This is a genomic window from Staphylococcus edaphicus, assembly GCF_002614725.1.
Classification (GTDB): Bacteria; Bacillota; Bacilli; order Staphylococcales; family Staphylococcaceae; genus Staphylococcus; species Staphylococcus edaphicus.
Map to the genome: position 1 here is coordinate 37,855 of NZ_MRZN01000016.1, position 23,697 is coordinate 61,551.

General features: G+C 32.6%; 25 protein-coding genes. 9 read left to right on the forward strand and 16 right to left on the reverse strand.

Annotation, left to right across the window (positions count from 1 at the left end; all coding sequences use genetic code 11):
* Positions 1-146: 146 nt before the first annotated feature.
* The 3 genes from tkt to sosA all read right to left on the reverse strand — a co-directional run bounded on the left by tkt (position 147) and on the right by sosA (position 2,822).
* Positions 147-2,135 carry a transketolase gene (gene tkt / locus BTJ66_RS09725; RefSeq protein WP_099090769.1) on the reverse strand — a complete coding sequence of 663 codons (1,989 nt, stop codon included), beginning with the start codon at positions 2,133-2,135 and terminating at the stop codon, positions 147-149.
* Between the two features lie 79 nt (positions 2,136-2,214).
* Positions 2,215-2,460 (reverse strand): DUF896 domain-containing protein, encoded by a 246-nt coding sequence (locus BTJ66_RS09730; RefSeq protein ID WP_099090770.1) that lies wholly within the window; start codon positions 2,458-2,460, stop codon positions 2,215-2,217.
* 128 nt (positions 2,461-2,588) lie between these two features.
* A complete protein-coding gene (sosA, locus tag BTJ66_RS09735; protein ID WP_099090771.1) occupies positions 2,589-2,822 on the reverse strand; it encodes a DNA damage-induced cell division inhibitor SosA in 234 nt (77 codons plus the stop codon).
* Between the two features lie 141 nt (positions 2,823-2,963).
* On the opposite strand from sosA, the gene lexA reads away from it, so the two are divergent.
* Positions 2,964-3,587 carry a transcriptional repressor LexA gene (gene lexA, locus BTJ66_RS09740; RefSeq protein WP_099090772.1) on the forward strand — a complete coding sequence of 208 codons (624 nt, stop codon included), beginning with the start codon at positions 2,964-2,966 and terminating at the stop codon, positions 3,585-3,587.
* Positions 3,588-3,786: 199 nt separating this feature from the next.
* Here lexA and BTJ66_RS09745 read toward each other — a convergent pair whose 3' ends face one another.
* The 3 genes from BTJ66_RS09745 to rpsN all read right to left on the reverse strand — a co-directional run bounded on the left by BTJ66_RS09745 (position 3,787) and on the right by rpsN (position 6,260).
* A complete protein-coding gene (locus tag BTJ66_RS09745; protein ID WP_099090773.1) occupies positions 3,787-4,809 on the reverse strand; it encodes a CAP domain-containing protein in 1,023 nt (340 codons plus the stop codon).
* A gap of 12 nt (positions 4,810-4,821) precedes the next feature.
* Positions 4,822-5,799, reverse strand: coding sequence for a GMP reductase (guaC, locus tag BTJ66_RS09750; protein WP_099090774.1), 978 nt, complete (start codon positions 5,797-5,799; stop codon positions 4,822-4,824).
* 191 nt (positions 5,800-5,990) lie between these two features.
* On the reverse strand, positions 5,991-6,260 hold the full coding sequence (gene rpsN / locus BTJ66_RS09755; protein ID WP_099090775.1) for a 30S ribosomal protein S14: 270 nt from the start codon (positions 6,258-6,260) through the stop codon (positions 5,991-5,993).
* Between the two features lie 232 nt (positions 6,261-6,492).
* On the opposite strand from rpsN, the gene rpmG reads away from it, so the two are divergent.
* Positions 6,493-6,642 carry a 50S ribosomal protein L33 gene (rpmG, locus tag BTJ66_RS09760; protein ID WP_099090776.1) on the forward strand — a complete coding sequence of 50 codons (150 nt, stop codon included), beginning with the start codon at positions 6,493-6,495 and terminating at the stop codon, positions 6,640-6,642.
* 545 nt (positions 6,643-7,187) lie between these two features.
* Positions 7,188-7,529, forward strand: a complete 342-nt coding sequence (locus BTJ66_RS09765; RefSeq protein ID WP_238597627.1) for a YxeA family protein — start codon at positions 7,188-7,190, stop codon at positions 7,527-7,529.
* A 256-nt stretch (positions 7,530-7,785) separates the two neighbouring features.
* Here BTJ66_RS09765 and BTJ66_RS09770 read toward each other — a convergent pair whose 3' ends face one another.
* Positions 7,786-9,273, reverse strand: coding sequence for a catalase (locus tag BTJ66_RS09770; RefSeq protein WP_099090778.1), 1,488 nt, complete (start codon positions 9,271-9,273; stop codon positions 7,786-7,788).
* Positions 9,274-9,492: 219 nt separating this feature from the next.
* Between BTJ66_RS09770 and BTJ66_RS09775 the strand changes: the two genes are divergently transcribed.
* From BTJ66_RS09775 to BTJ66_RS09785, 3 genes are all read left to right on the forward strand, one after another.
* A complete protein-coding gene (locus BTJ66_RS09775) occupies positions 9,493-10,938 on the forward strand; it encodes an amino acid permease (protein WP_099090779.1) in 1,446 nt (481 codons plus the stop codon).
* Between the two features lie 258 nt (positions 10,939-11,196).
* Entirely contained in the window at positions 11,197-11,511 is a 315-nt protein-coding gene (locus BTJ66_RS09780; protein ID WP_099090780.1) for a hypothetical protein, read from the forward strand.
* Positions 11,512-11,703: 192 nt separating this feature from the next.
* Positions 11,704-11,982: a YrhK family protein gene (locus BTJ66_RS09785; protein ID WP_099090781.1), complete on the forward strand. Its 279-nt coding sequence runs from the start codon at positions 11,704-11,706 to the stop codon at positions 11,980-11,982.
* Between the two features lie 241 nt (positions 11,983-12,223).
* On the opposite strand, the gene BTJ66_RS09790 is transcribed toward BTJ66_RS09785, so the two are convergent.
* Genes BTJ66_RS09790 through BTJ66_RS09805 form a run of 4 tightly spaced genes read right to left on the reverse strand, consistent with a single transcriptional unit; the run spans position 12,224 to position 16,344 of the window.
* Positions 12,224-13,030, reverse strand: coding sequence for a Cof-type HAD-IIB family hydrolase (locus BTJ66_RS09790; RefSeq protein ID WP_099090782.1), 807 nt, complete (start codon positions 13,028-13,030; stop codon positions 12,224-12,226).
* A 47-nt stretch (positions 13,031-13,077) separates the two neighbouring features.
* On the reverse strand, positions 13,078-13,995 hold the full coding sequence (gene thrB / locus BTJ66_RS09795) for a homoserine kinase (RefSeq protein ID WP_099090783.1): 918 nt from the start codon (positions 13,993-13,995) through the stop codon (positions 13,078-13,080).
* Between the two features lies 1 nt (position 13,996).
* Positions 13,997-15,058 (reverse strand): threonine synthase, encoded by a 1,062-nt coding sequence (gene thrC / locus BTJ66_RS09800; protein WP_099090784.1) that lies wholly within the window; start codon positions 15,056-15,058, stop codon positions 13,997-13,999.
* 5 nt (positions 15,059-15,063) lie between these two features.
* Positions 15,064-16,344 (reverse strand): homoserine dehydrogenase, encoded by a 1,281-nt coding sequence (locus tag BTJ66_RS09805; RefSeq protein WP_099090785.1) that lies wholly within the window; start codon positions 16,342-16,344, stop codon positions 15,064-15,066.
* 189 nt (positions 16,345-16,533) lie between these two features.
* Here BTJ66_RS09805 and BTJ66_RS09810 point away from each other — a divergent pair, with 189 nt between their 5' ends.
* Complete coding sequence (locus tag BTJ66_RS09810; protein ID WP_099090786.1) at positions 16,534-17,901, forward strand: aspartate kinase; 1,368 nt, start codon at positions 16,534-16,536, stop codon at positions 17,899-17,901.
* Positions 17,902-18,089: 188 nt separating this feature from the next.
* Here BTJ66_RS09810 and BTJ66_RS09815 read toward each other — a convergent pair whose 3' ends face one another.
* Both BTJ66_RS09815 and BTJ66_RS09820 read right to left on the reverse strand, forming a co-directional pair.
* The gene (locus BTJ66_RS09815) at positions 18,090-18,674 is read right to left on the reverse strand and encodes a hypothetical protein (RefSeq protein WP_099090787.1); all 585 of its coding nucleotides are present in this window, start codon (positions 18,672-18,674) and stop codon (positions 18,090-18,092) included.
* A 110-nt stretch (positions 18,675-18,784) separates the two neighbouring features.
* Positions 18,785-19,282 carry a hypothetical protein gene (locus tag BTJ66_RS09820; RefSeq protein WP_238597626.1) on the reverse strand — a complete coding sequence of 166 codons (498 nt, stop codon included), beginning with the start codon at positions 19,280-19,282 and terminating at the stop codon, positions 18,785-18,787.
* Between the two features lie 222 nt (positions 19,283-19,504).
* On the opposite strand from BTJ66_RS09820, the gene BTJ66_RS09825 reads away from it, so the two are divergent.
* The gene (locus tag BTJ66_RS09825) at positions 19,505-20,368 is read left to right on the forward strand and encodes an NERD domain-containing protein (RefSeq protein ID WP_099090788.1); all 864 of its coding nucleotides are present in this window, start codon (positions 19,505-19,507) and stop codon (positions 20,366-20,368) included.
* A gap of 87 nt (positions 20,369-20,455) precedes the next feature.
* On the opposite strand, the gene nucI is transcribed toward BTJ66_RS09825, so the two are convergent.
* Positions 20,456-20,986, reverse strand: coding sequence for a thermonuclease NucI (gene nucI / locus BTJ66_RS09830; RefSeq protein ID WP_099090789.1), 531 nt, complete (start codon positions 20,984-20,986; stop codon positions 20,456-20,458).
* A 362-nt stretch (positions 20,987-21,348) separates the two neighbouring features.
* On the opposite strand from nucI, the gene BTJ66_RS09835 reads away from it, so the two are divergent.
* On the forward strand, positions 21,349-21,537 hold the full coding sequence (locus BTJ66_RS09835; protein ID WP_099090790.1) for a hypothetical protein: 189 nt from the start codon (positions 21,349-21,351) through the stop codon (positions 21,535-21,537).
* Positions 21,538-21,734: 197 nt separating this feature from the next.
* Here the strand turns inward: BTJ66_RS09835 and BTJ66_RS09840 are convergent, their stop codons facing one another.
* Positions 21,735-21,932 carry a hypothetical protein gene (locus BTJ66_RS09840; RefSeq protein WP_099090791.1) on the reverse strand — a complete coding sequence of 66 codons (198 nt, stop codon included), beginning with the start codon at positions 21,930-21,932 and terminating at the stop codon, positions 21,735-21,737.
* 422 nt (positions 21,933-22,354) lie between these two features.
* Positions 22,355-23,695 carry a type I glutamate--ammonia ligase gene (gene glnA / locus BTJ66_RS09845; protein WP_099090792.1) on the reverse strand — a complete coding sequence of 447 codons (1,341 nt, stop codon included), beginning with the start codon at positions 23,693-23,695 and terminating at the stop codon, positions 22,355-22,357.
* Between the last annotated feature and the right edge of the window lie 2 nt (positions 23,696-23,697).

A 23,697-nucleotide genomic window follows, 5' to 3' on the forward strand; every position in this document is an offset into this window, starting at 1 on the left:
GCAACTCTATTTATATAAACGATTGACCTATGTATTATATCAATTTCAAAATCCATTTGTAAATATAAGTTCTTTTTAATTATAAATAAAAATTGGTATAAGAGCATACGCTCTCATACCAATAAAATCAATATTACTTACATGAATTAAAATGTTTGAATTTGATTTAATATATTTTCTTTAGTGAAACCATATTTTTCAACTACTAAGTCGCCAGGAGCACTAGCACCAAATCCGTCGATACCAATGACTTTACCTTCAGTACCTACATATTTGTGCCAACCAAGTGGTGATGCCATTTCAATAGCAACACGTTTAGTAATTGATGATGGTAATACTGACGCTTTATATTCATCCGTTTGCTTATCAAACGCATTCCAGTTTGGCATTGAAACTACACGAACACCTTTGCCTTGGGCTTCTAAATCTTTTGCAGCTTCAACAGCTAAGTTAACTTCAGAACCAGTCGCTAATAATAAGAATTCTGGTTCTTTATCTGATTCGAATACTACATATGCACCTTTACGTACACCTTCTTCTACAGTTTCTTTTGGTAAATCCATAGTAGTAAGGTTTTGACGTGTCAATACTAATGAAGTAGGTGTACCCTCTGATTCTAATGCAACTTCCCATGCAACGCGAGTTTCGTTACCATCTGCTGGACGAATCACATTCATATTAGGGATTGCACGTAGACCTGCTAATTGCTCAATTGGCTCGTGAGTTGGACCATCTTCACCAACTGCAATAGAGTCATGTGTAAAGATAAATGTTGAATTTAGACCCATGATTGATGATAAGCGCAATGCTGGTTTTAAGTAATCACTAAATACAAAGAATGTTGCGCCATAAGGATGTAATCCACCATGTGCCGCCATACCATTTACGGCAGCGCCCATTGCGAATTCACGTACACCGAACCAAATATTTTTACCTTCTGGTGTTGTTTTGTCGAAATCTGGTGCCTCTTTAACATTTGATTTATTTGAACCAGCTAAGTCTGCTGAACCGCCAAAGAATGATGGTACTGTTTTACTTAATGCTTGTATAACTTCCCCTGAGTCAGCACGGGATGCACCGCTATGACCAGCTTCAAACTGAGGCAATGCTTCACTATAATCCACTGGTAATTTACCACTGATAGCTTGTTTAAATTCTTCTGCAAGCTCAGGATATTCTTTACTATATGTTTCAACAAGCTTGTTCCAAGATGCTTCTTTTTCATTTGCACGTTTTAACATACTTTGTTGGAAGATTTCGTAAACTTCATCTGGCACGTTAAAACGTTTTTCTGGATCTAGACCATAGTTTTCTAATGCTAGTTTTCTTTCGTCTTCTCCTAGTGGCGCACCATGCACACCATGAGAACCTTCTTTGTTTGGAGCTCCAAAACCAATAATTGTTTTCACTTCAATAATTGTTGGTACATCTTGAGATTTAGCTTCTTCAATCGCTTTATCAATTGCATCTAAATCGTTACCATCTTTTACTAAAATGTGTTTCCAACCATAGGCTTCAAAACGACCTTTAACATCTTCAGAGAAAGCTTTATCCAAATCTCCGTCTAATGAAATATCATTTGAATCGTATAATACAATTAATTTATCCAATTGATTATGACCAGCTAAAGAAGCTGCTTCATGTGAGATACCTTCCATTAAGTCACCGTCAGAAGCAAGTACATATGTGTAATGATCAACAACATTGGCGTTTTCTTTATTAAATTTACCCGCTAAGTGTTTTTCAGCCATCGCCATACCAACAGACATCGCAAAACCTTGTCCAAGTGGACCAGTAGTGACTTCTATACCATCAGTATGCTTGAATTCAGGGTGTCCAGGTGTTTTAGAACCCCATTGTCTAAATTGTTTTAACTCTTCTAATTCTAAACTACCAGATACATGTAATAAGCTATATAATAAAGCAGAACCATGACCGGCAGATAATACAAAACGATCTCTATCAAAGAAATTTTTTGATTGGGGGTTAAAATTTAAATGGCGAGTCCATAATGTATATGCCATTGGAGCAGCACCCATTGGTAATCCAGGGTGTCCTGAATTGGCTTGTTCAACAGCATCGATACTCAATGCTCTTATCGTATCAACGGCTAATTGATCTTTTTCTTTATTCATCTAAATGACTTCCTTTCTTCTAACAAGATTCTATTCCATTATACCTTATTTCTTATCTATTTAACAAAATATTGAATTTCTATTTATCTTCTTTATTTTTTGCATCTAAAATATTTTTTACTTTATCTGGAGTTACATCATTACCTTCAGGATCGATTACTCTTGTGTTCTCGATTTGTTGTTTAAAGTTCTTTCTGAACGATTCTAAATATGCTTTTCTAAGCTTTGATTGTTCCTTTGCTTCTTTTTCAGTTAGACCTTGTTCTTTTTTCTTCTTTGCTAATTCGTTTATTCTTTCTATATCTACACCATCTTTTTGAGACATGTTGAACCTCCGTAATTATTAATATAAAAAATATAACAAAAAAATGAACGAAACTAAATTGTTTCGCTCACCTTATCCCAGTCCCTATTAACATGTTTACTAATTTTTCTATTTAGCATTTTAAATTCTTAATGCACTGATGCTATAACAGGTTGAGCATCTTGTTCGCTTGTTCTATCCAGTTTAGTACTATTTTGTTTACTATCTGAAACGTGTTGCGTCATTTGGTGATCAGTCATTTCGTACGTTTGTTCTGAATTCGCATTATTATATGCACTTAAAATAAACAGTGCACACAGAATCATTGTCGCAATCAATACGACTGTATAAGCTTTTATTTGAGATTTATATATTTTCATCATTATTGTCACTCCTAGAACGTTTGTTTGTATCTACACTTTATCAGAACACTTGTTCTAAGTCAAGGCCGAAACGAACAAACGTTTGTAAAACGAATAAACACATGCTATAATTAGATTAAATTAAATTAGGGAGTGCCTATTATGAGAGAGTTAACAAAACGACAAAATGAAATTTTTGAATATATAAAACAGACAGTCCATTCAAAAGGATATCCTCCAAGTGTAAGGGAAATCGGCGAAGCTGTTGGTCTTGCATCTAGTTCAACAGTTCATGGCCACTTATCTAGATTAGAAGAAAAAGGTTATATAAGAAGAGATCCTACTAAACCACGTGCAATCGAAATCGTAACCGAACAGTTAGGCGAACCTGTTAATATGGAAGAAACAATTCATGTTCCAGTCATTGGTAAAGTTACAGCTGGTATACCCATTACTGCTGTTGAAAATGTTGAAGAATATTTTCCTTTACCAGAACATTTCACGTCTACGCATAACAGTGATATTTTTATTCTGAATGTAGTTGGGGATAGTATGATTGAAGCCGGTATTTTAGATGGAGACAAAGTGATAGTCAGAAGCCAAACAATTGCTGAAAATGGCGATATCATTGTTGCTATGACAGAAGAAAATGAAGCTACTGTCAAACGGTTCTTTAAAGAAAAAACTCAATACCGTTTACAACCAGAAAATAGTACAATGGATCCTATTTACTTAGATCAAGTTACGGTATTAGGTAAAGTTGTTGGATTATTTAGAGAAATGTAACTTATTATGTAATACCATTAATGACACTCTCAAAGAAATAAGCGGGTGCGCTATTGCGCATCCGCTTATTTCTTACTCTTTTTCTCTAATACTTCTTTTACTTTTTCAAGTATATCTTCTGTATGTTCTTTTTTATTTGTTGTCATAACTTAGTCATCCTCACAAATTAAGCATACCCGTAAACAACAATTATCAAACATTATCCTGTATAGTTTTCAGTCCAATAAGGTTGCCTATTGTCATTAAAATCGACACCTACACCAAGTGTACTAAATGCTTCTTTAAGTATATTCTTTCTATGACCCAAAGAATTCATCAAACCTTGATGCGCGTATATACTACTAGGTTGACCATATGCCAAGTTCTCACCAGCTGCATTAAAATCATGGCCATCTGCCTCTAACCTGTCAAAAGGAGATTCTCCAGATAAATTGTTATGATCAAAATAGTTATGATCTGCCATATCTTTGCTGTGCTTTCTAGCAGTATCTGAAATACTAGATGAATACGTCAATGGACTCAAATCGTGTTGAACTCTTTCAGCATTAACTAAATCATAGTTTTGTAATTCAAAGCTTTGTGCTAAACCTTCAGATGGCGCTCCATACTGTTGTTGTAGTTGGCTTTCCATTTTATCGCTAACTTGTAAAAGAGCAGTTAAATTATTGTTCTCATGTTTATCATAAAATGCTGTTGTATAAATACGGTCTTTATGAAAATTATCATATTCATCATCTTGCACATCAAATTTCACATTACCTTTTTGCTTTTCTTTAATAGGTTCACCTAATCTATCTCGTACAATTTGCTTAGGCGTACCATATTTTATTTTAGATTTTGCAGAAATTACATTTTGATTACTATATAACGCATTTACTTTATCATCAATGTAACTTACCATTACAAATGCTCTATAATTATCAGAATGGTACGTATACCATTGCGTTCCATATTCGTTTGATGTGACACGTTTGGCTTTACCAAGTTTATGTTCAACGTCTTGCTTTGCCATATTCATTTGAATATTATTTACAGCAAAGTCCTGTTTGTTAGGTACTTTCAACGCATCATTAGTTGCTGTTTTATTTGAAGACCAACCATCTACACTTGATTGTAATTGTTTTTGTAATGAAGTCATAGGTGCAGTTTCTTTGATTGGAACTACTAATACAATAATCAGGAAAATAACTATATATAATAAAAATCTTCTGATACTTAACACCCACTATAACTTTTAGTCTCTGTCACCATTGAAAATTGAATTTCTAACAATTACATAATCTACTTTTCTTAATGATTTTAAATCATTACCACCGGCATAAGAAATCGAACTTTGTAAATCTTGTTGCATTTCAATTAGTGTGTCAAATAGTGATCCTTTATGTTCTACAAACATTTTTTTACCTTCAACATTTTTGTGTTCACCTTTTTGGAATTCAGATGCGCTACCAAAATATTCTTTATACATTTTGCCATCTAATTCAACCGTTTCTCCTGGTGATTCTTCATGAGCTGCAAATAATGATCCGACCATTACCATAGAAGCTCCAAAACGAATTGATTTCGCTATATCACCATGCGTTCTAATACCACCATCAGCAATAATAGGTTTACGAGCTGCTTTACTGCAATGGTTTAAAGCAGATAGTTGCCATCCACCCGTACCAAATCCTGTTTTTATTTTAGTGATACATACTCTTCCTGGTCCAATACCAACTTTGGTTGCATCCGCGCCAGCATTTTCTAATTCACGCACCCCTTCAGGCGTACCTACATTACCTGCGATAACAAATACTTCTGGAATGTGTTTTTTAATATGTTTAATCATATTAATTACTGAATCAGAATGGCCATGAGCTATATCAATTGTAATATAATCTGGGATTACACTTTCAGCAGCCAACTTTTCAACAAAACCAAATTCACGTTCCTTAACACCAACTGAAATTGAAGCAAACAGACCTTTTTCTTGCATCTTTTTAGTAAAAGGAATACGACCTTCTTCATCAAATCTATGCATAATATAGAAATAATCATTTTCTGCGAACCATTCTGCTAATTCTTCATTCATTACTGTTTGCATATTAGCTGGCACGACTGGTAGTTTAAAACTTCTCGGTCCAAACTGAACTGTTGTATCACACTCTGAGCGGCTATTAACAATACATTTATTCGGTATAAGTTGTATATCTTCGTAATCAAAAATTTTCATAGTTTAACAAACTCCTAACATTTTTAATAAAACATTTATATAATGGTAAGATTTTCATGATGTTTATAATCATTATTAATAGAAATAATAGATAGTTTTATCAATTTTCCGAACAATAACTTTTTACATATCTTTACCAATAGATAATATACATTGTTTTATATCAAATGTAAACTGACTTTAGTCGTAAATTACCAACTTGATTTTTTCACGCCAGGAATTTGACCTTTATGCGCATATTCTCTAAATGCAATACGTGACATTTCAAATTTACGATAAACACCTCTTGGTCTACCTGTCACTTTACATCTACGTGTTAATCTTGTAGGAGAAGCATCTCTAGGTAATTTTCTTAACGCTTCATAATCTCCTTTTGCTTTTAATTCTTTTCTTAATTCATAATAATGTGCAACAAGCTGCTCTCTTTTTTGCTCTTTTGCTATTTTAGATTTTTTTGCCATTTATATTTTAGCTCCTTTTCATAAATCGTAATGTTTACGTTTTATATAATAACATAATTTTCTAGCGATTCAATGCTTAAAAGTATTACTTTTATAAATAAAGTTTCAAATTTCTTTTCAAACAACCTATTTAAGTTTGCTCTTCAGCAAAACAAAATATAATTGAAAAATCATTATTTATATGCTAAAATTTTAAAACGTAATCATTACTATTAAGAAAGAGGTGTTAACTTTGCGCATAAATATTACATTAGCATGTACGGAATGTGGCGATCGTAACTATATTTCTACGAAAAATAAGCGTAATCATCCTGAACGAATTGAACTTAAAAAGTTTTGTCCAAGATTAAATAAATATACTTTACATCGAGAAACAAAATAATTAAATTCAATGCTTACCTTTTAAATACGACATTTAAAATTTATAATGCCATTATTTGTAACATGTATATCATGATAGTTTTAAAGGTATTGCTCACACTGCCAACAAAGTCACGAACTCTGCTGGCAGTGTTTTTTATTCATGTTTTACATAAGTATCACCTTATATAGTAATTATGCTTCATGCTTTCCCCTTGAGCATTATCAGACATTCCCCCCTATTTTATAACAATAAAAATATTGGCCTATGATTTATAAACATATAAATCATGCAAATATCTATGTAAAAAAGGTCCATGTTAAACATATTGACAATGCATCTAACTAAATAGATATTTTACCACTATGCCTTTCACAAATATTTTTAATCAGCTTATTCTCATAATTTATTTAACGTTAAAATCATCTAACAATATATAACATTTTTGTTCGTTGTTTTAATAATTTAAATCTATTTATAATATAAGTAATTAATAAAGGAGAGGAAATTATTTGAAAAAATTTATAATTACATTAATCTGTTTCTGTCTTACTGTCATTTTGGGTTTGATTGCATTATCCATATATACTACAAAAAGTTCACATAGTGACAATGAAGCACTTCAATTAATGGACCAACTAAATCCATTAACTAAAGAAAAAGATGCTTATATTATTACAAAACGAAAACCTGACCAATTATTAGAGCATAATAGAGTCGAATATACACAAGATGCCGTTGATGAAAATGGAAATGTTATCAAGTTAACTATCACCGCAGTAGAAAAACTACAACCAAACCGTTACTTAAGAGTCCCCCACAAAGGAAAGCATGTTGAAACCTTTGAAGAAGTTAGCGAAAAACAAGTGCCCTCTGAAACATTAAAAAAATTACATACTCTGGATTAATGTTGAAATATTAAAAAGGCTAGGACATCATTGATTCATCCTAACCTCCTTAAAGTCCCACTAACTCAATAAATTGAGAAGTGGGACTTATGCATGAGCCAAAGCTCAAGTAATCGTTTTTAATTTTTTAGCACTATTCATCTTTACAGGGGCGGACGACGAAATCATTTTAATAAAATCAGATTTCTGTCCCCCTCCTTTAACAATTAGCTTCATTAAAATAATAATAATACGCTCTATCTTGAATCACGATTGATTAATCTTTCACTTCGAGATCCACATCATTAATATCAATACCTAATGCTTTAGCTACGCCTTTTCCGTATTCACTATCAGCTTTATAACAATGACGAATATGACGATGTTGTACTTCTAATGTTGTGCCTTGCATTTCATTAGCAGTATTTTCAAAAATACGTTCTTGTTGTTCTTTAGATTGCAATCTAAATAATCGACCTGGTTGTTCAAAGTAATTATCGTCGTCTTCTCTGAAGTCATATTCATATGCTTCGCCTTCAACTTTTAACCCTGGTTTTTTGAATTCAGGTTGATCTTCAAATGCACCAGTACTATTTGGATAATAATGTGTACTACCACCTTGGTTGTTATCTAAAATTCTCATTTGACCATCTCTACTAAACGGACAAATATTTTCTATACCTACACCTTTAGGTTGGTTTACTGGAATTTGCCAATGATTGACGCCTAATCTATAGCGTTGTGCATCACCATACGAGAATAAACGACCTTGTAACATTCTATCCGGTGAAAAATCAATACCAGGTACAATATTTGTTGGCGCGAAAGCAGCTTGTTCTACATCTTGGAAATAATTATCAGGGTTACGATTAAGTTCCCATTCCCCAACTTCTATTAATGGATAATCACCTTTATACCAAACTTTTGTTAAGTCAAAAGGATTATCTTTATGATTTCTAGCTTGTTCTTCAGTCATAACTTGAATATATAGCTTCCATTTTGGATAATCTTTGTTTTCTATTGCTTCAAATAAATCACGTTGTGAGGATTCTCTATCATTTGCAATAATATTAGCCGCTTCATCCGGTTGTAAATTCTCAATACCTTGTTGTGTTCTGTGATGGAATTTTACCCATACACGTTCACCTTTATCATTGTACATTGAATACGTATGCGAACCGAATCCGTGCATATTTCTAAAACCTTTTGGAATACCACGATCTGACATTAATATTGTAACTTGGTGTAAAGCTTCTGGTAACGATGTCCAAAAGTCCCAGTTGTTTTGTGCACTACGCATATTTGTTCTTGGATCACGTTTAACTGCATGGTTTAAACTTGCAAAAAGTTTTGGATCTCTAAAGAAGAATACTGGCGTATTATTACCAACTAGATCCCAATTACCTTCATCTGTATAGAATTTCAACGCAAAACCACGGATATCACGTTCTGCATCTGCTGCACCACGTTCACCAGCTACTGTTGAGAAACGTGCAAACATTTCAGTTTGTTTACCTACTTCTGAAAAAATACTTGCTGACGTATACTGTGTAATATCATTCGTTACCGTAAAAGTACCAAATGCGCCTGAACCTTTAGCGTGCATACGGCGTTCTGGAATCACTTCTCTATCGAAGTGAGCCATTTGTTCTAAAAAGTACCAATCTTGCATTACTAATGGGCCTCTAGGACCTGCTGTCATACTATTTTCTCTATCGGAGACTGGCGCACCAAATAGGCTTGTCAATTTTTTATTATTGCTCATTATTTTTCCCCCTTACATCATCTAGATAATAATTATTATTATCTAGTATTTATTTTAATGTATCCTGCAAGCAAAAGCAAATGTTGGAATACTATTTTATAGACAATTTTCGAAATATTTAAACATTTTGTGACTATTAGCAATAAAAAGCATTGCTTGTACTACATAAAAGCATTAAAATGGAATATATAAATTTTAATCGAATATAGGAGACTTTTTATGGCACAAAACAATATGAATCGCGGTTTAAATTCTCGTCATATTTCAATGATTGCAATTGGTGGTGCCATTGGTACTGGACTTTTTGTTGCAACTGGGAATGTCATTTCCCAAGCAGGACCTGGTGGCGCTATATTAGCTTATTTGATTATTGGAATTATGTTGTATTTCCTAATGTCATCGATTGGTGAGTTAGCAACTTTTTATCCTGTTTCAGGATCGTTTAGTTCCTATTCTACACGGTTTGTAGATAAATCATTAGGCTTTACTATGGGGTGGCTGTACTGGGCAATATGGTTGCTTGTAACGAGTGTTGATATTATTATTTCTTCCAGCGTACTTTATTACTGGGATGCCTTTCAATTTTTTAGCCCAGTAACATGGAGCATTATTTTCTTATGTTTACTGTTTTTATTAAATATATTTTCTGTGAAAGCATTTGGAGAAACAGAATTTTGGTTGTCACTCATTAAAGTTATAACGATAATTGCTTTTATTGTTATCGGTGTATTGACCATCGTTGGTATATTGGGTGGCAAGACTTACGGATTAAGTAATTACACAACGGGTGAAGCACCTTTCGTTGGTGGCGTTTCAGGTTTTCTTGGCGTACTCCTAGTAGCAGGATTTTCAGTTGGTGGCACTGAAGTAGTTGCTGTTACTGCAGGTGAATCATCTAACCCTGATCGCTCAATGCCAAAAGCGATTAAACAAGTATTTTGGAGAATCCTACTCTTTTACGTATTATCAATCGCCGTAATATCAGCTATTATACCTTATACAGATCCAATGTTATTGAATAAAAATGAGTCTGTGTCTCAAAGCCCGTTCACTATCGTTTTTGATCGCGTTGGCATTGCGTTTGCTGCTTCAGTTATTAATGCTGTGATATTGACTTCGTTGTTATCAGCCGCAAATTCTGGAATCTATACTACAAGCAGGATGCTGTACTCTATGGCAGAAGATAGACAAGCACCAAAATTCTTATCTAAGTTAAATAAGACAACTAAATTGCCTATGACTGCACTAATCGCTACATTTGTAATTGTTTTATTTATCATCATACTTGCGCAATTCAAGTCAGACATTGTATTTACCTTATTAAATATTATTGGGTCTCTTGTAATTGTAGTTTGGGGATCTAGTATTTTAGCTCAAATCAGATTACGCTCTGCTATAAAAAAACAAAACAAGGATCCAAATGAAGTCCTTCCTTATAAAGCACCATTTTATCCATTTGGACCCATCATTGTAATTATAGCCCTATTGTTTTTATTTGTAGGTAATTCATTGGGAGCAGCACTTTCAGGTGATATTAGTGCATTATTCCGCAATATCTCGCCAATGATTATTTTAGCTTTAATCTATCTTGGGCATAAATTCATTAGAAAAACTAAGATTGTTAAATTAAAGGATATAGATTTAGCAAAACACGATTTCAAATAATAAAATCCCACGATTAATAATTATTTTTCATCATGGGTTACACTCAAAACAAACACAGAGGCTAGGACAATATTAATTCGTCCTAGCCTCTTCAATATTGTTAGTAGATGATTATGTGAGGTTTCAATCCTATTCATTTCCTTACTTGATTTATATAAATTGTATCACTGCAGTTATTGAATAGGATTCTATTATTTTCAGTTAACTTAAATTATAGTATAATGAGTTTAACAATTATGTAATTTAGAGGTGGAAACTATGGTTGGACAAACAAACCTATTTGACGATATTTTAGAAACAGAAGAACGGTTCGTAATAGTTGTACAATCACTTGAAGACAAAAATGGTCGCTTACTTAAACGTACATTAAGAGAGTATAGTAGTTTAAAGCATGATCAAATGGAAAGTCTTTTCGACCATCTTAAAAGTTTATTTGCAGAAGAAGCATTTGAGGAAGGTCAATCTGCATTTTCTATTACTGTTTATACCAACTTAGATTATGCTGCTGATCACGTTTATGCACATGTTAAACGACACCGTGGCAAAAAAGACTGGACGCATACATCAAAATAAACAAAATTGTAGGTTGTTACGTACATCGACCTATCACAAAAGCCGGAAACTATTGTTTTCCGGCTTTTATAATACTTTATAACCGCTTAGTGATACAATACAATCTTGTATCACTAAAGTTTAATACAGCTGTTTATTTTATAAAACAATAGGGATTCATATAAATAACATACACTAAGGAGCACAAACATTATGAAAATACTAAAACAAAGTAAGCATGTAGACTTAAATTTTGAAAATTCACCTTCTAGCGAGATGGTTACCATGATATATAAAGCTTTATATCAACTCAATGATGTAGTAATAGGTATTATTTTTTTAATTGGAAGTTTTTTGTTTTTTAATAATGATACTATGTTTACTGGCACAGTATTTTTCGTAGTTGGAAGTATCCAAATGACTGCTAGACCTTTAATAGCATTTGCACATGATTTACATTTAGCATATAAAAATAAGCAAAGACGCAAATAAATTATTGTGTTTCTTCCCTCTGTAATCATTATCTACCCTAAAGCATATCCTACATACGTTTACCATATACGATATGTTATAATTGCATATCAAAAAGACTGGTTCACTGGCCAGTCTTTTTGATATATAAATATTATAAAATTGTATAGTCATTTAACAGCTTTATCCTTCTATTAATCATCAAATTACTTAAATTGCTTATCGATTAGCCACGCATAGATAACATCATACTTCTATATGATTATTTCAATAATGATTTCAATGTATAAGGTATACCATTTTCAGCATTGCTTAACGTGATTTCATCAGCTACTGCTTTTACATTATCATTGCCATTACCCATAGCTACAGCATGACCTACCACTTGTAACATAGAAATATCATTTGAGCTATCTCCAAATGCAACCACTTCTGATAATGCTATGCTTAATTTTTTGCATAACGCTGTAACTGCATTTCCTTTTGACACGCCTCGTGCCATGAATTCTAAGAAATAAGGTTTACTCGTAGTAACATCGATCTCTTCATTAAAATGACCAGCTAATTGTGAATTTAATTCTGTAATCGTTGATACATAATCTACGCCCATTACTTTAGGGACACTGTCTTGAATGAATTCTTTTAAATCATTTACACGCTTCATAGGTAATCCAGTTAATTCTGATTCTATATCCATGTACTCGTGCTCGCCTTCATAAACTATATAACCATCTTTATAAGTTAATACAAAGAGATTATGTTTGCGACAATAGTCTACAATCAAATTAAAATTCTCCTTAGAAACTGTACGACTTTCTTCTACAGTTTCTGAGTTTACATTAATTGTTTTTCCACCATTGTAGCTTATTACGTAACTATGATAGCTGTCGAGTTGTAATTTTTTAGCTGTTGGCAACATACCTTCAGTTGGTCTACCCGATGCTAAAACAACTTTATAGCCTTGTTGTTGTATATCTATTAAATAAGATGCTGTTTCAGAACTCACTTGATTTTCATTATTCATCAATGTGTCGTCCATATCCATTACAATCATTTTAAACTTACTCATGTTGTGAATCTCCCTTCAACGTCTTCACTCTATATTACAACAGATTATTAACGTTGATACAATACTTTAGATCTCACACCCGTTTCATTGATCGTGACGAGTTCCGATCTACAATGTTTAAACTCACGTTTGAGTGTACGCACTAACTCACCGCTTCTTTCTTGTGCTATTAACGTCAATACAGTTGGACCCGCACCACTGATTACTGTTGCATATGCTAGATGTTGTTTTGCAATGCCTTTAATCGTTTGAAATTCTGGGATCAAATGTTGTCTATAGGGTTCGTGAAACCCATCTTGTTCCATCATCTTTCCTGCCAACTCATAATTATGTTGTATTAATGCACTAATCATCGTGTTACTAATCGCACTATTTTGAACTGCTTTTTCATGTGAAAATGTGTCAGGTAAAGCATTTCTAGAGTCACTAGTTTTTAATTCATAAGAAGGTATCGTAATGATTATATCGACCCTTGGTGTATCGATATATGAAACATCTGTTACTTTAGTATCAGAATTATAATAGCCGAGTACTAGTCCGCCATATATTGTAGGTGCTACATTATCAGGATGACCTTCAAATTCTGTTGCAAGCTGTAACAACTCATATTTAGATAATTCAATATCTCCAAAATAATTCGCGATGTAGAGCGCACCAACTAAAGCAGACGCTGAAGATCCAAGACCCCTAGCCAATGGAATTTCACTTCTCATAGAAATCTCTAATGGAGGTAAGTTTACATCATACTTCAACGCAACTTTTTGAGCTATTTGATAAATATAATGATTGTTATCCGTAGGCAAACCATCAACGTTAGGTCCTATATGATTAAATGACCATTTTGCCTCTTCATTCACAGTGACATCTAAATATAGAAATTTATTTAATGCCATACCGATAGAATCAAATCCGACACCTAAATTAGCTGTAGATGCCGGAATTTTTAAATGTAACACTTCTTTCATTCTATAGTGCCCCTTTGATGTAATCTAAAATACTCTGTCTATCATTTGGTAATGGTTTAATTGGATTATCTAATAGTGAAATAGCAGTATCAGGATCTTTAAGTCCATTACCTGTTAGTACTGCAACGACTTTTTTTCCTTGTGGTAATTGACCAGCGCGATGTAATTTAATCAAACCAGCAATCGAAGCATTACTTGCCGGCTCACTAAACACGCCTTCATTACGTGCCATTAACTGATATGCTTCCAAAATTTCTTCATCTGTTACGCTATCGATATGACCATTAGACGCTTCAAGAGCATTTGTAGCCTTATCCCAACTTGCCGGATTACCGATTCTGATTGCTGTTGCCACTGTATCAGGGTGCTTCACAATTTTATTTTGAACAATTGGTGCTGCACCTTCAGCTTGAAAGCCATACATATTTGGTAATTGCGTACCATTTTTTTCACTATATTCTTTAAAGCCTTTCCAATATGCAGAAATGTTACCGGCATTACCAACCGGTATAGAGAGGATGTCTGGTGCAGAACCACCTAGTTGTTGAATAACTTCAAATGCAGCTGTTTTTTGCCCTTCTAGTCGATAAGGGTTGACTGAATTTACTAATGCAATTTCTCCATTTTTCGCTACCTCTTGCACGATTTCTAATGCCTCGTCAAAATTGCCTTCAATTGATACAATTTCTGCACCGTACATAACAGCTTGTGATAATTTACCTAAGGCAATCTTACCTTCAGGAATAACCACGATTGCCTTCAGACCAGCCCTAGCAGCATAGGCAGCTGCAGATGCCGAAGTGTTCCCGGTTGACGCACAAATCACTATTTTCTTTCCTTCTTCTTTGGCTTTAGCCATTGCCATAACCATACCTCTGTCTTTGAAAGAACCTGTTGGATTTGCACCTTCATATTTAACATGTAATTCAATACCTAATTTCTCAGACATATTTGCACAATAAATCAAAGGTGTATGTCCTTCATTTAATGTAAGTGCAGGTGTTGCTTTATTTACAGGTAAATATGTCTTAAATTCTTCAACTAACCCTTGCCAATTTTTCATAGTGATTAAACTCCTTCTACTGGATAAATTTTCTTAACAATGTATCCAGATTCTGTGATAGACGATTCTGGATTTTCATCTATACCTATAATTACGGCACCTATCGTATGTGCATCTCGTTCAGTTACAGCTAATGATTTATGAAATGGTAACTGACCTTTAAGCGAAGTCTCAACTTTATTTACTTCTTCACCGTCAGTTTGAATAACTACATAGTAACTTTCTTTGTTTTTTAATGAAATTGTTTCTGATTCATCCATCATTTCTTTTGTTTTTTCAGTTTTTAATTCGAAATGAGGTGGTAATGTGTGCAAGTTCGTCTCGAAATTTAATGTAACATTTAATAAATCACTTACTACTGCACTACCAGTAGCTAAACTCCCGGCACCTTTACCATAAAACATTGTTTCTCCAACTGCGTCACCAATGACATAAATGGCGTTATATTCATCTTCCACAGAAGCAAGTTGATGCGCATTATTAACAAGCGTAGGAGCTACGGAAGCCTGTACTTGTCCGTTTTCGTATGTGCCTTTACCTATCAACTTAATTTTATAACCTAGCTTATCTGCAACTTGAATATCTTCAGACGCTACATCACTGATACCATGTCTATCTACATCATTCAAATTTATAACTCGGTTAAATGATAAATAAGAGGTAATGACTACTTTTCTAGCTGCATCTATACCTTCAACATCATCTGTAGGATCAGCTTCAGCAAAACCTAATTTTTGCGCTTCATCTAAAGCATCTTCAAAAGTAGACCCTTCTTTCGTCATTTTACTTAAAATAAAATTAGACGTACCATTCAATATGCCCATAAATTTACTAATATTGTTTGCATTTAATCCATTATTAATTGCATTAACAATAGGTATACCACCAGCAACACTCGCTTCATATTTCAGTGCTACATCATTTTCTTGAGCTAAATCTTCTAAAACATTTAAATGAACCGCTAATAAATCTTTATTTGCCGTTACGACATGTTTTTTTTGACTTAATGCACGTTTCAACCAATCTACTGTTGGTTCAATACCGCCCATGACCTCAACAATAATATCAATTGAATCATCGTTTAAAATGTCATCTATATTTTCAGTTAAATGATAACTCGACACATTTATTGGTCTAGGTCTTGATGTATCTCTAACTAAAATGTGTCGAATATTAATATCTTTATTCATAGTTTCTTTTATTTGTTCTCTATTTTCTTCAATAATTTTAACTACACCAGAACCTACAGTTCCTAAGCCAAGCAAGGCTACATTTAATTCTCTCATAAATTCATTCCTCCGATTGTTCTTCTTAAAAATACAATTGTACAGTTGAAAAATACTTGAATATGGTATAGTATAAATTCATTCATTATTTTTGTAAAGGTTCAATATTTAATCGTATATCTATACTATCACTCCCGTGATAAAAACTAAACAAAATTTTCTGATTTTTTAGAAAGGTTGGTTTTCATAATGAAAGTAGCGAAATTTGGAGGAAGTTCTGTATCCAATGCAGAACAGATCAAAAAAGTATTAAATATTGTAAATTCAGATGCTAATCGGAAAATTATCATCGTATCCGCACCGGGTAAACGTCACAGTGAAGATGTAAAAACTACAGACCTACTGATTCGTTTATATGAAAAAGTTATTGATGGATTAGATTACATTGCCAAAAAAGAAGAGATCATTCAAAGATATGCAGATATCATTGTCGAATTAAACATGAATCGTCATTTATTGTCTTTAATTGACGAAACACTTGAATCGTATATCGCTAAATTAAAGAATAAACCTTCCCGTTTATTAGATGCATTACTTTCTTGTGGCGAAAATTTTAATGCCCAATTAATTGCTGAATATAATAATAGTCAAGGTATTCCAACACGCTATCTCTCTCCTGGAGAAGCAGGTATCCTGGTCACTGATTTACCTCAAAATGCACAAATTTTAGAACAATCTTATGAAAATTTGTATAAATTACGTGAATATGAGGAAAAACTGATTATCCCGGGTTTCTTCGGCGTTTCACGTCAAAATTATGTAGTAACCTTCCCCAGAGGTGGCTCTGATATCACTGGTGCCATTGTGGCTAGAGGAATACGTGCTGATTTATATGAAAATTTCACAGATGTTTCTGGTATATTTAGAGCAAACCCTACTATAGTAAAAAAACCAGAAGTTATTGATGAAATCACATATCGAGAAATGCGTGAGCTATCCTATGCGGGATTTGGCGTATTTCATGATGAAGCCCTGCAACCATTGCACAAAGATAGAATCCCTGTCGTAATTAAAAATACAAATAGACCAAATGATATTGGTACTTATATTCGTCATGATAGAGAAATAAATTCTAATAATATTGTTAGTGGTATTAGCTGTGATAAAGGGTTTACAGTTTTAAATATTAAAAAATATTTAATGAATAGACAAGTTGGTTTTACGAGGAAAATTTTAGCAGTCCTAGAAGATTATCACATTTCTTTTGACCATATGCCATCAGGTATTGATAGCATCAGCCTCATTATGCGTTCAAAAGAAATTCAAAATATAGAAGAACATGTACTCAATGATATTCGTAATCACTGTGATGTTGATGAATTAAGTGTCGAACATGACTTAGCAATTTTAATGGTCGTTGGTGAAGGTATGCATAGAATTACTGGAACAGCTAATACTATTACACATGCCTTAGCTGAATCTAAAATTAATTTAAAAATGATGAACCAAGGTGCTTCTGAAATCTCTATGATGTTTGGTATCCACGTTTCTGATGCCGAACAAGCAGTTAAATCAACTTATGAATATTGTTATAATGGTAAGTGTATAAAATTATAGTGAACTATTACGTAGGCCAATCATAATAATCGTTAAAGCTATTTTATAGGTTTATTGATTAATTCATAAATCTTAAATCCTCTACACTAAACATTATGAAACCTTACGCTTTCCTTAAAATAGACTAAATAAAAATCCTTCAAAGTCATAGCTTCAGCTTTTTAAACTTTCCAATGATTTGAAGGACTTTATATAGCTTTTTTCTCTGATATAAGAGCTTGATTAATTCTTTCATCGCCTACCACTAATCGTAGAATTACAAATTGATAATAACTTAATGAATCTATAACACTTCTATAATTTGGTAATTGATGATAATCTATAGGATCCAATAATTCATACATTAATACAATTTCTGGCTTAATATAATCGACATCCCACTTAATAGAATGAAAATAAATATTCTTTTCTGGCAAGCGAATATTGTGATTCCATCTAAACATCCATTCTTCATCTTCAACATCATACACGATGATAGTCATAATCAATTTTTCATCATCAAATATTTCTACATGGCTAATATTTTCAAAATTTAATTCACTATACTCTGATGATGCTTGGACAGTGTCATGTAGTACAGTACGATTTTCTTTGGGTATATACTTTAAGACTTCACCCAAAAATTTTCTTTCAACACTAATATCAACTTTATCATTTAGATTAAATTCATCATGCAAAAATAATTGTTTGGCAACCTCGCCATTAAATTTAAATAAATTAGGTACTTTTTCATTTAAAGTTTTTACAATATTTTTCACTTTTTTATTATCCAAAAGTGCACCCCCTTTTAAAGTAAGCGTTTCCAATAATACATATTATATAATTTGTAGGTTCATTTTTCAATGCATTAAACACAAAAATGTGAAATAAAGCACAAATACTTTTAAAATTCGCCAATTTCTATGTATTGCTCATCATCTTCAATAATAGGATCTGGTCTATTCATAAGTAACACATTATGCGCACAATCCTTGAGTGTATTTTGTATTTCTGCAACGGCAGGTGCAGTTTGATATAATGTATCTTTATTCATAAAAGGTGCAGAGACAAAGTAAAAGCGAATTTGATATTTAGAAAATGTTTCTACAACACCATTACCCAGTAGCATGTGACTTGCACTATCAACCAAAGCATTAGGGATGATAATATTAAAGTCTGTAGATTTTGATACATATCTAATAATATCAGTAGAATAACTGATGACTGAAACCTTAGTATTTGACTTATAAAGTTCATCTATAATTTTATAGGCAAATGGGTGATTGTCAAAAGCAATAATATCATCCCATTGGATTGATTTTGTAACTTGTTCAAAGTATTTTTTTATAGAGCTCAAATCACGTTTCACCGTCTTCCTTAAGTTATATTGTGCATTATCCATTATAACGATTTACAGATTCGAATCATACTCATTTCATTATACTTTTTAAGTATTTATAATATTGTATGATTTGATATCAAATAAGCACGCCATCATTATTAAACACTGTGTTTAAATAATTTGGTTCAGCTAAATATTTTAGAATTATAGAATTTGTGCTAAGTTAAATAAAAGCGTAAAATAAGATTAAATAAAAAATTAAATAAGATTAGGATGATACACATGTTTTTCCCGTTAATATTAATTGTAATTATAATACTATTAATTGTCATTATAATTATTGATCATCGAGTGATGCAAAATAAACTTGATACTGAAATATATTCGAAAGATCAATTAGTTACAAAAATTAGCACAGTAACCCGTGAGAATACACATTTAAAAAATCAAATGTTGGATATTGATTCAAACAATGATACACATCACCATGGTTTACGAAAAGCTAAGCAAGATTTAACTGGCATCTTAAACCATTATCAAAATGAAGGTGTCCTTCAATATTTTGATATTATCGCTACTGGCAACTTAGCAGTAAAACATCCACTTTTTGAATATGCAAGAACTTTCGACTATGTAGTGATTACAGAAAAAGGTATTTTTAATATCAATGTTAAAAATTGGAAGCAAAAAACTTTTTACCATTTTACTGCTGATACAACAACTAGCAATGAATCAAGTTTAAATGATTCTACAGATCAAACAGTGGGACGTTATATTGCAAATCAATTCCATAGCCAGTTTCAATCAACACGTTCAACAACATATACATTCATTGAACGCATTAAAAATAATTCAGTAATATATGACTTTTATAATTATGATCCTTTTGAGCAAGCATCTATCAATACACAAGCATTAGAAGCGAAAATTCACGAAAAACTAAACCAACAAATCAAGAATATAGGCCTAGTATATTTCACTGATGGCAGTGTGAATATTATCGATGGTCCGTCAACTAGAGGGGATTATGTTGAAACTGTTTCTTCTAAGTCTTCATTACAACAAATTATAGGAGATACGATTCAAACATCAGATTATGCATTATCTAAAGAACAATATGATAAATTAGTAGCACGTTTTTACTAATTTATCATATTAAGTCAAAATCAATAAAGCTGTAAGTATCACCTGAAAGGGTTTACTTACAGCTTTTATTTGTTCCAAAATTAGACTTTAACTCCAAATGTTGACGTGTTTTTCTTTTGCTATGTCTTCTGCCTTTTCAAAAACATCTCTATATTTACCATTAGGCGAATAATATTTTTCTCTCGCTAACCCTTTTTTGACTAACTGTTCATTGAACATAGTCTTTTCACCGATCCAAACATAGGCCAACGTTCTACCATATCGATCTTCTTTTTCTTTATCATATTCTAAGTATACATCCTTGTTAGTCAATTGCGCTTTTGTATAATCAGAAGCTTCTTTTCCATACGGTTGTACCGGTGTATTCGGCTTAACTGTTTCAGGTGTATCAACTCCGATAAGTCTAACTTTTAATTGTTCATTACGCCCGTTTTGAGCAACTAAAGTATCGCCGTCTACAACACGTGTCACGTGGACTTTTTCAGTATTTTGAGGTGCAGAAGACGTATCTACCGCATTATTTTGAAATGGTCCTGTTTGATTAACATATTGAAAAGCTAATACACCCAATATCACTACGATAACGATTATACTAGTCACTGTTTTTTTAGAATTCACTGTTGCACCTACTTCTTTTAAATTGTCCAAGTTATCATATAGAAAAATGAACTAACCGTCAAGATGATAATGTACACCGACATTTAAATTATCTATTATCTTAACATGTAGCATTGTTACAGAATTTGAATTGCCAACTACCCTCACTAAAAACTGATTAATTAATGGCATATGATAGCTATAGACATTTTGATTAGCTAGTTAAAGTGCATGTCTGAATAATTTTTAAATTGCTGTGTTGATTATAAGCGCTATACAATTTAATTTCATTCAACCACTAGTGCTAAGTTTAGGTGATAAATCCAATGCTTTATTTATAGCACAGTCTGATGCTATAATGTTTGTGAATAGGAGTGAACAATTTGAGCATTTTCAAAGAAAATATGATAACACTTGTCGCTGTTGTGATTGCTATCATTGTAGGTTTAACATTACAATATCAATTTCAATTACCTCTAATGGTTTCTGCAGTATTAGCAGTCTTATTAGGTGTTCTAATTGGTTTTATAATTTATATAATCCAAGCCATTACAACGAAAAATAAAAAATAGTTAGTTAAACTGCCATTATAAATTAGTGGCAGTTTCATTATTTATATGACAAATGTCATGAATAGATTAAAAGATTATAAAACTTCCTTAAAGTTGACATAATATTATTATAGTTTGTTGTTTTGAAATTAAAGCAAAAAAGTACCGTGTAGAAAGTGATGATGCTTTCTACACAGTACTTTAAATTAAAATTTAGTTTAGACCTCTTTGGTAAATGTTAAAAATGCATGAAATTCTTGCTCATTTGCAGAAAATGTTCGCTCTTCAACCTCACGAACAGTAGAATTCAATAATTTATAGCCCGATACTTCGTCTGTTTTTAAAAAGCTATTAATCTCTTGTTCGAGTTCATTTAACGATAGTGCTTTTAATGTTTTTAATTTGATTTCTTCCATGATTCCATCCCCTTATGATGAGTATACTTTATTAAATACATTATACTATGTGTGCAAATAGTACACAAATTTTTACATAAATAATTACTATTTTATTTTTCTAATTATGATGTAATTAGAAATAACAATTTTGTACACTCTATTAAATTCTGCTAACTTACATGTTTTAAGTAATTATCAACTTAGCAAAGACATTTCTAATATCTATTGCTTTTCTTATAAAACTTACAGCTCTTGAGCTTTCAATTGCAATAGCCCTCTGTTGCTATCAGTGTTACATCCATAATGAAGCAAACATTTTTACCAGTTTGCACCCAAAAGCATTAAAAATTATAAATGGGTGCAAAAAAGCAACCCAAATCATTCAATTAGAATGACTCAGATTGCTTATATACCTCGTATTTATCCCTTTTGTTTAGCACCTAGTATTGCTTGATGTACTGTTCTCTTTCCCATTCAGATACTTGTGTTCTATAGTAATCCCACTCAATAGATTTAGAATTAATGAACTGGTTATAGATGTGGTTACCAAGTGCTTGTTTAATTGGTTCATTGTCTTTCATTGCTTTAATTGCAGTATATAATGTTGAAGGTAAATCTTGAATACCAACCGCTTCACGTTCTTCACGATTCATTTCATAGATATTTTGGTTCACTGGTTCTGGAACTTCAAGTTTATTTTTAATTCCGTCTAATCCGGCTTGTAAGATGGCTGCTAATGCTAAGTATGGATTGGCAGCTGGATCTACAGAACGTACCTCAACACGTGTTGATAATCCACGTGATGACGGTACACGGATTAATGGTGAACGGTTTTTACCGCTCCACGCAATATAACATGGTGCTTCATAACCCGGAACAAGTCGTTTATATGAGTTAACTAATGGATTACATACCCCTGTAAATCCACGTGCATTTTTTAAGATACCTGCTACAAAGTGGAAAGCATCTCTAGTCATTTGCATATCACCGTCTGGATCAAAGAAAGCATTCTCTTTACCTTTGAATAATGACATATTAAAGTGCATACCGCTACCATTAACACCAAATAATGGTTTTGGCATAAATGTTGCATGTAGATTATGTTGACGCGCAATTGTTTTAACAACTAGTTTAAATGTTTGGATATTATCACATGCAGTAATTGCATCCGCATACTTGAAATCAATCTCATGTTGTCCAGGTGCAACTTCATGGTGACTTGCTTCAATATCAAAGCCCATATCTTCTAATTCTAATACAATATCACGACGACAATTTTCACCTAAATCAGTTGGTGCAAGGTCAAAGTATCCACCGTCATCATTTAATTCTAATGTTGGTTCACCTTTTTCATCTAATTTGAATAAGAAGAATTCTGGCTCAGGTCCTAAGTTTAACTCAGAGAAGCCTAATTCTTTCATATCATTTAAGACACGCTTCAAGTTAGCACGCGGGTCACCTTCGAATGGCGTACCATCTGTTTTGTATATATCACAAATAAGACGCGCAACTTTTCCTTGTCCAGCAGTCCATGGGAAAATAACCCACGTATCTAAATCAGGATATAAATACATATCAGATTCTTCAATACGTACGAAACCTTCAATTGAAGATCCATCGAACATCATTTCATTATCTAATACTTTTTCTAACTGACTTACTGGTACTTCAACATTTTTAATAACGCCTAGTATATCTGTAAATTGTAATCGTAAGTACCTTACGTTTTCCTCTTTAGCAAACTTATGAATATCTTCTTTTGTAAATGAACGTTTTGGCATTG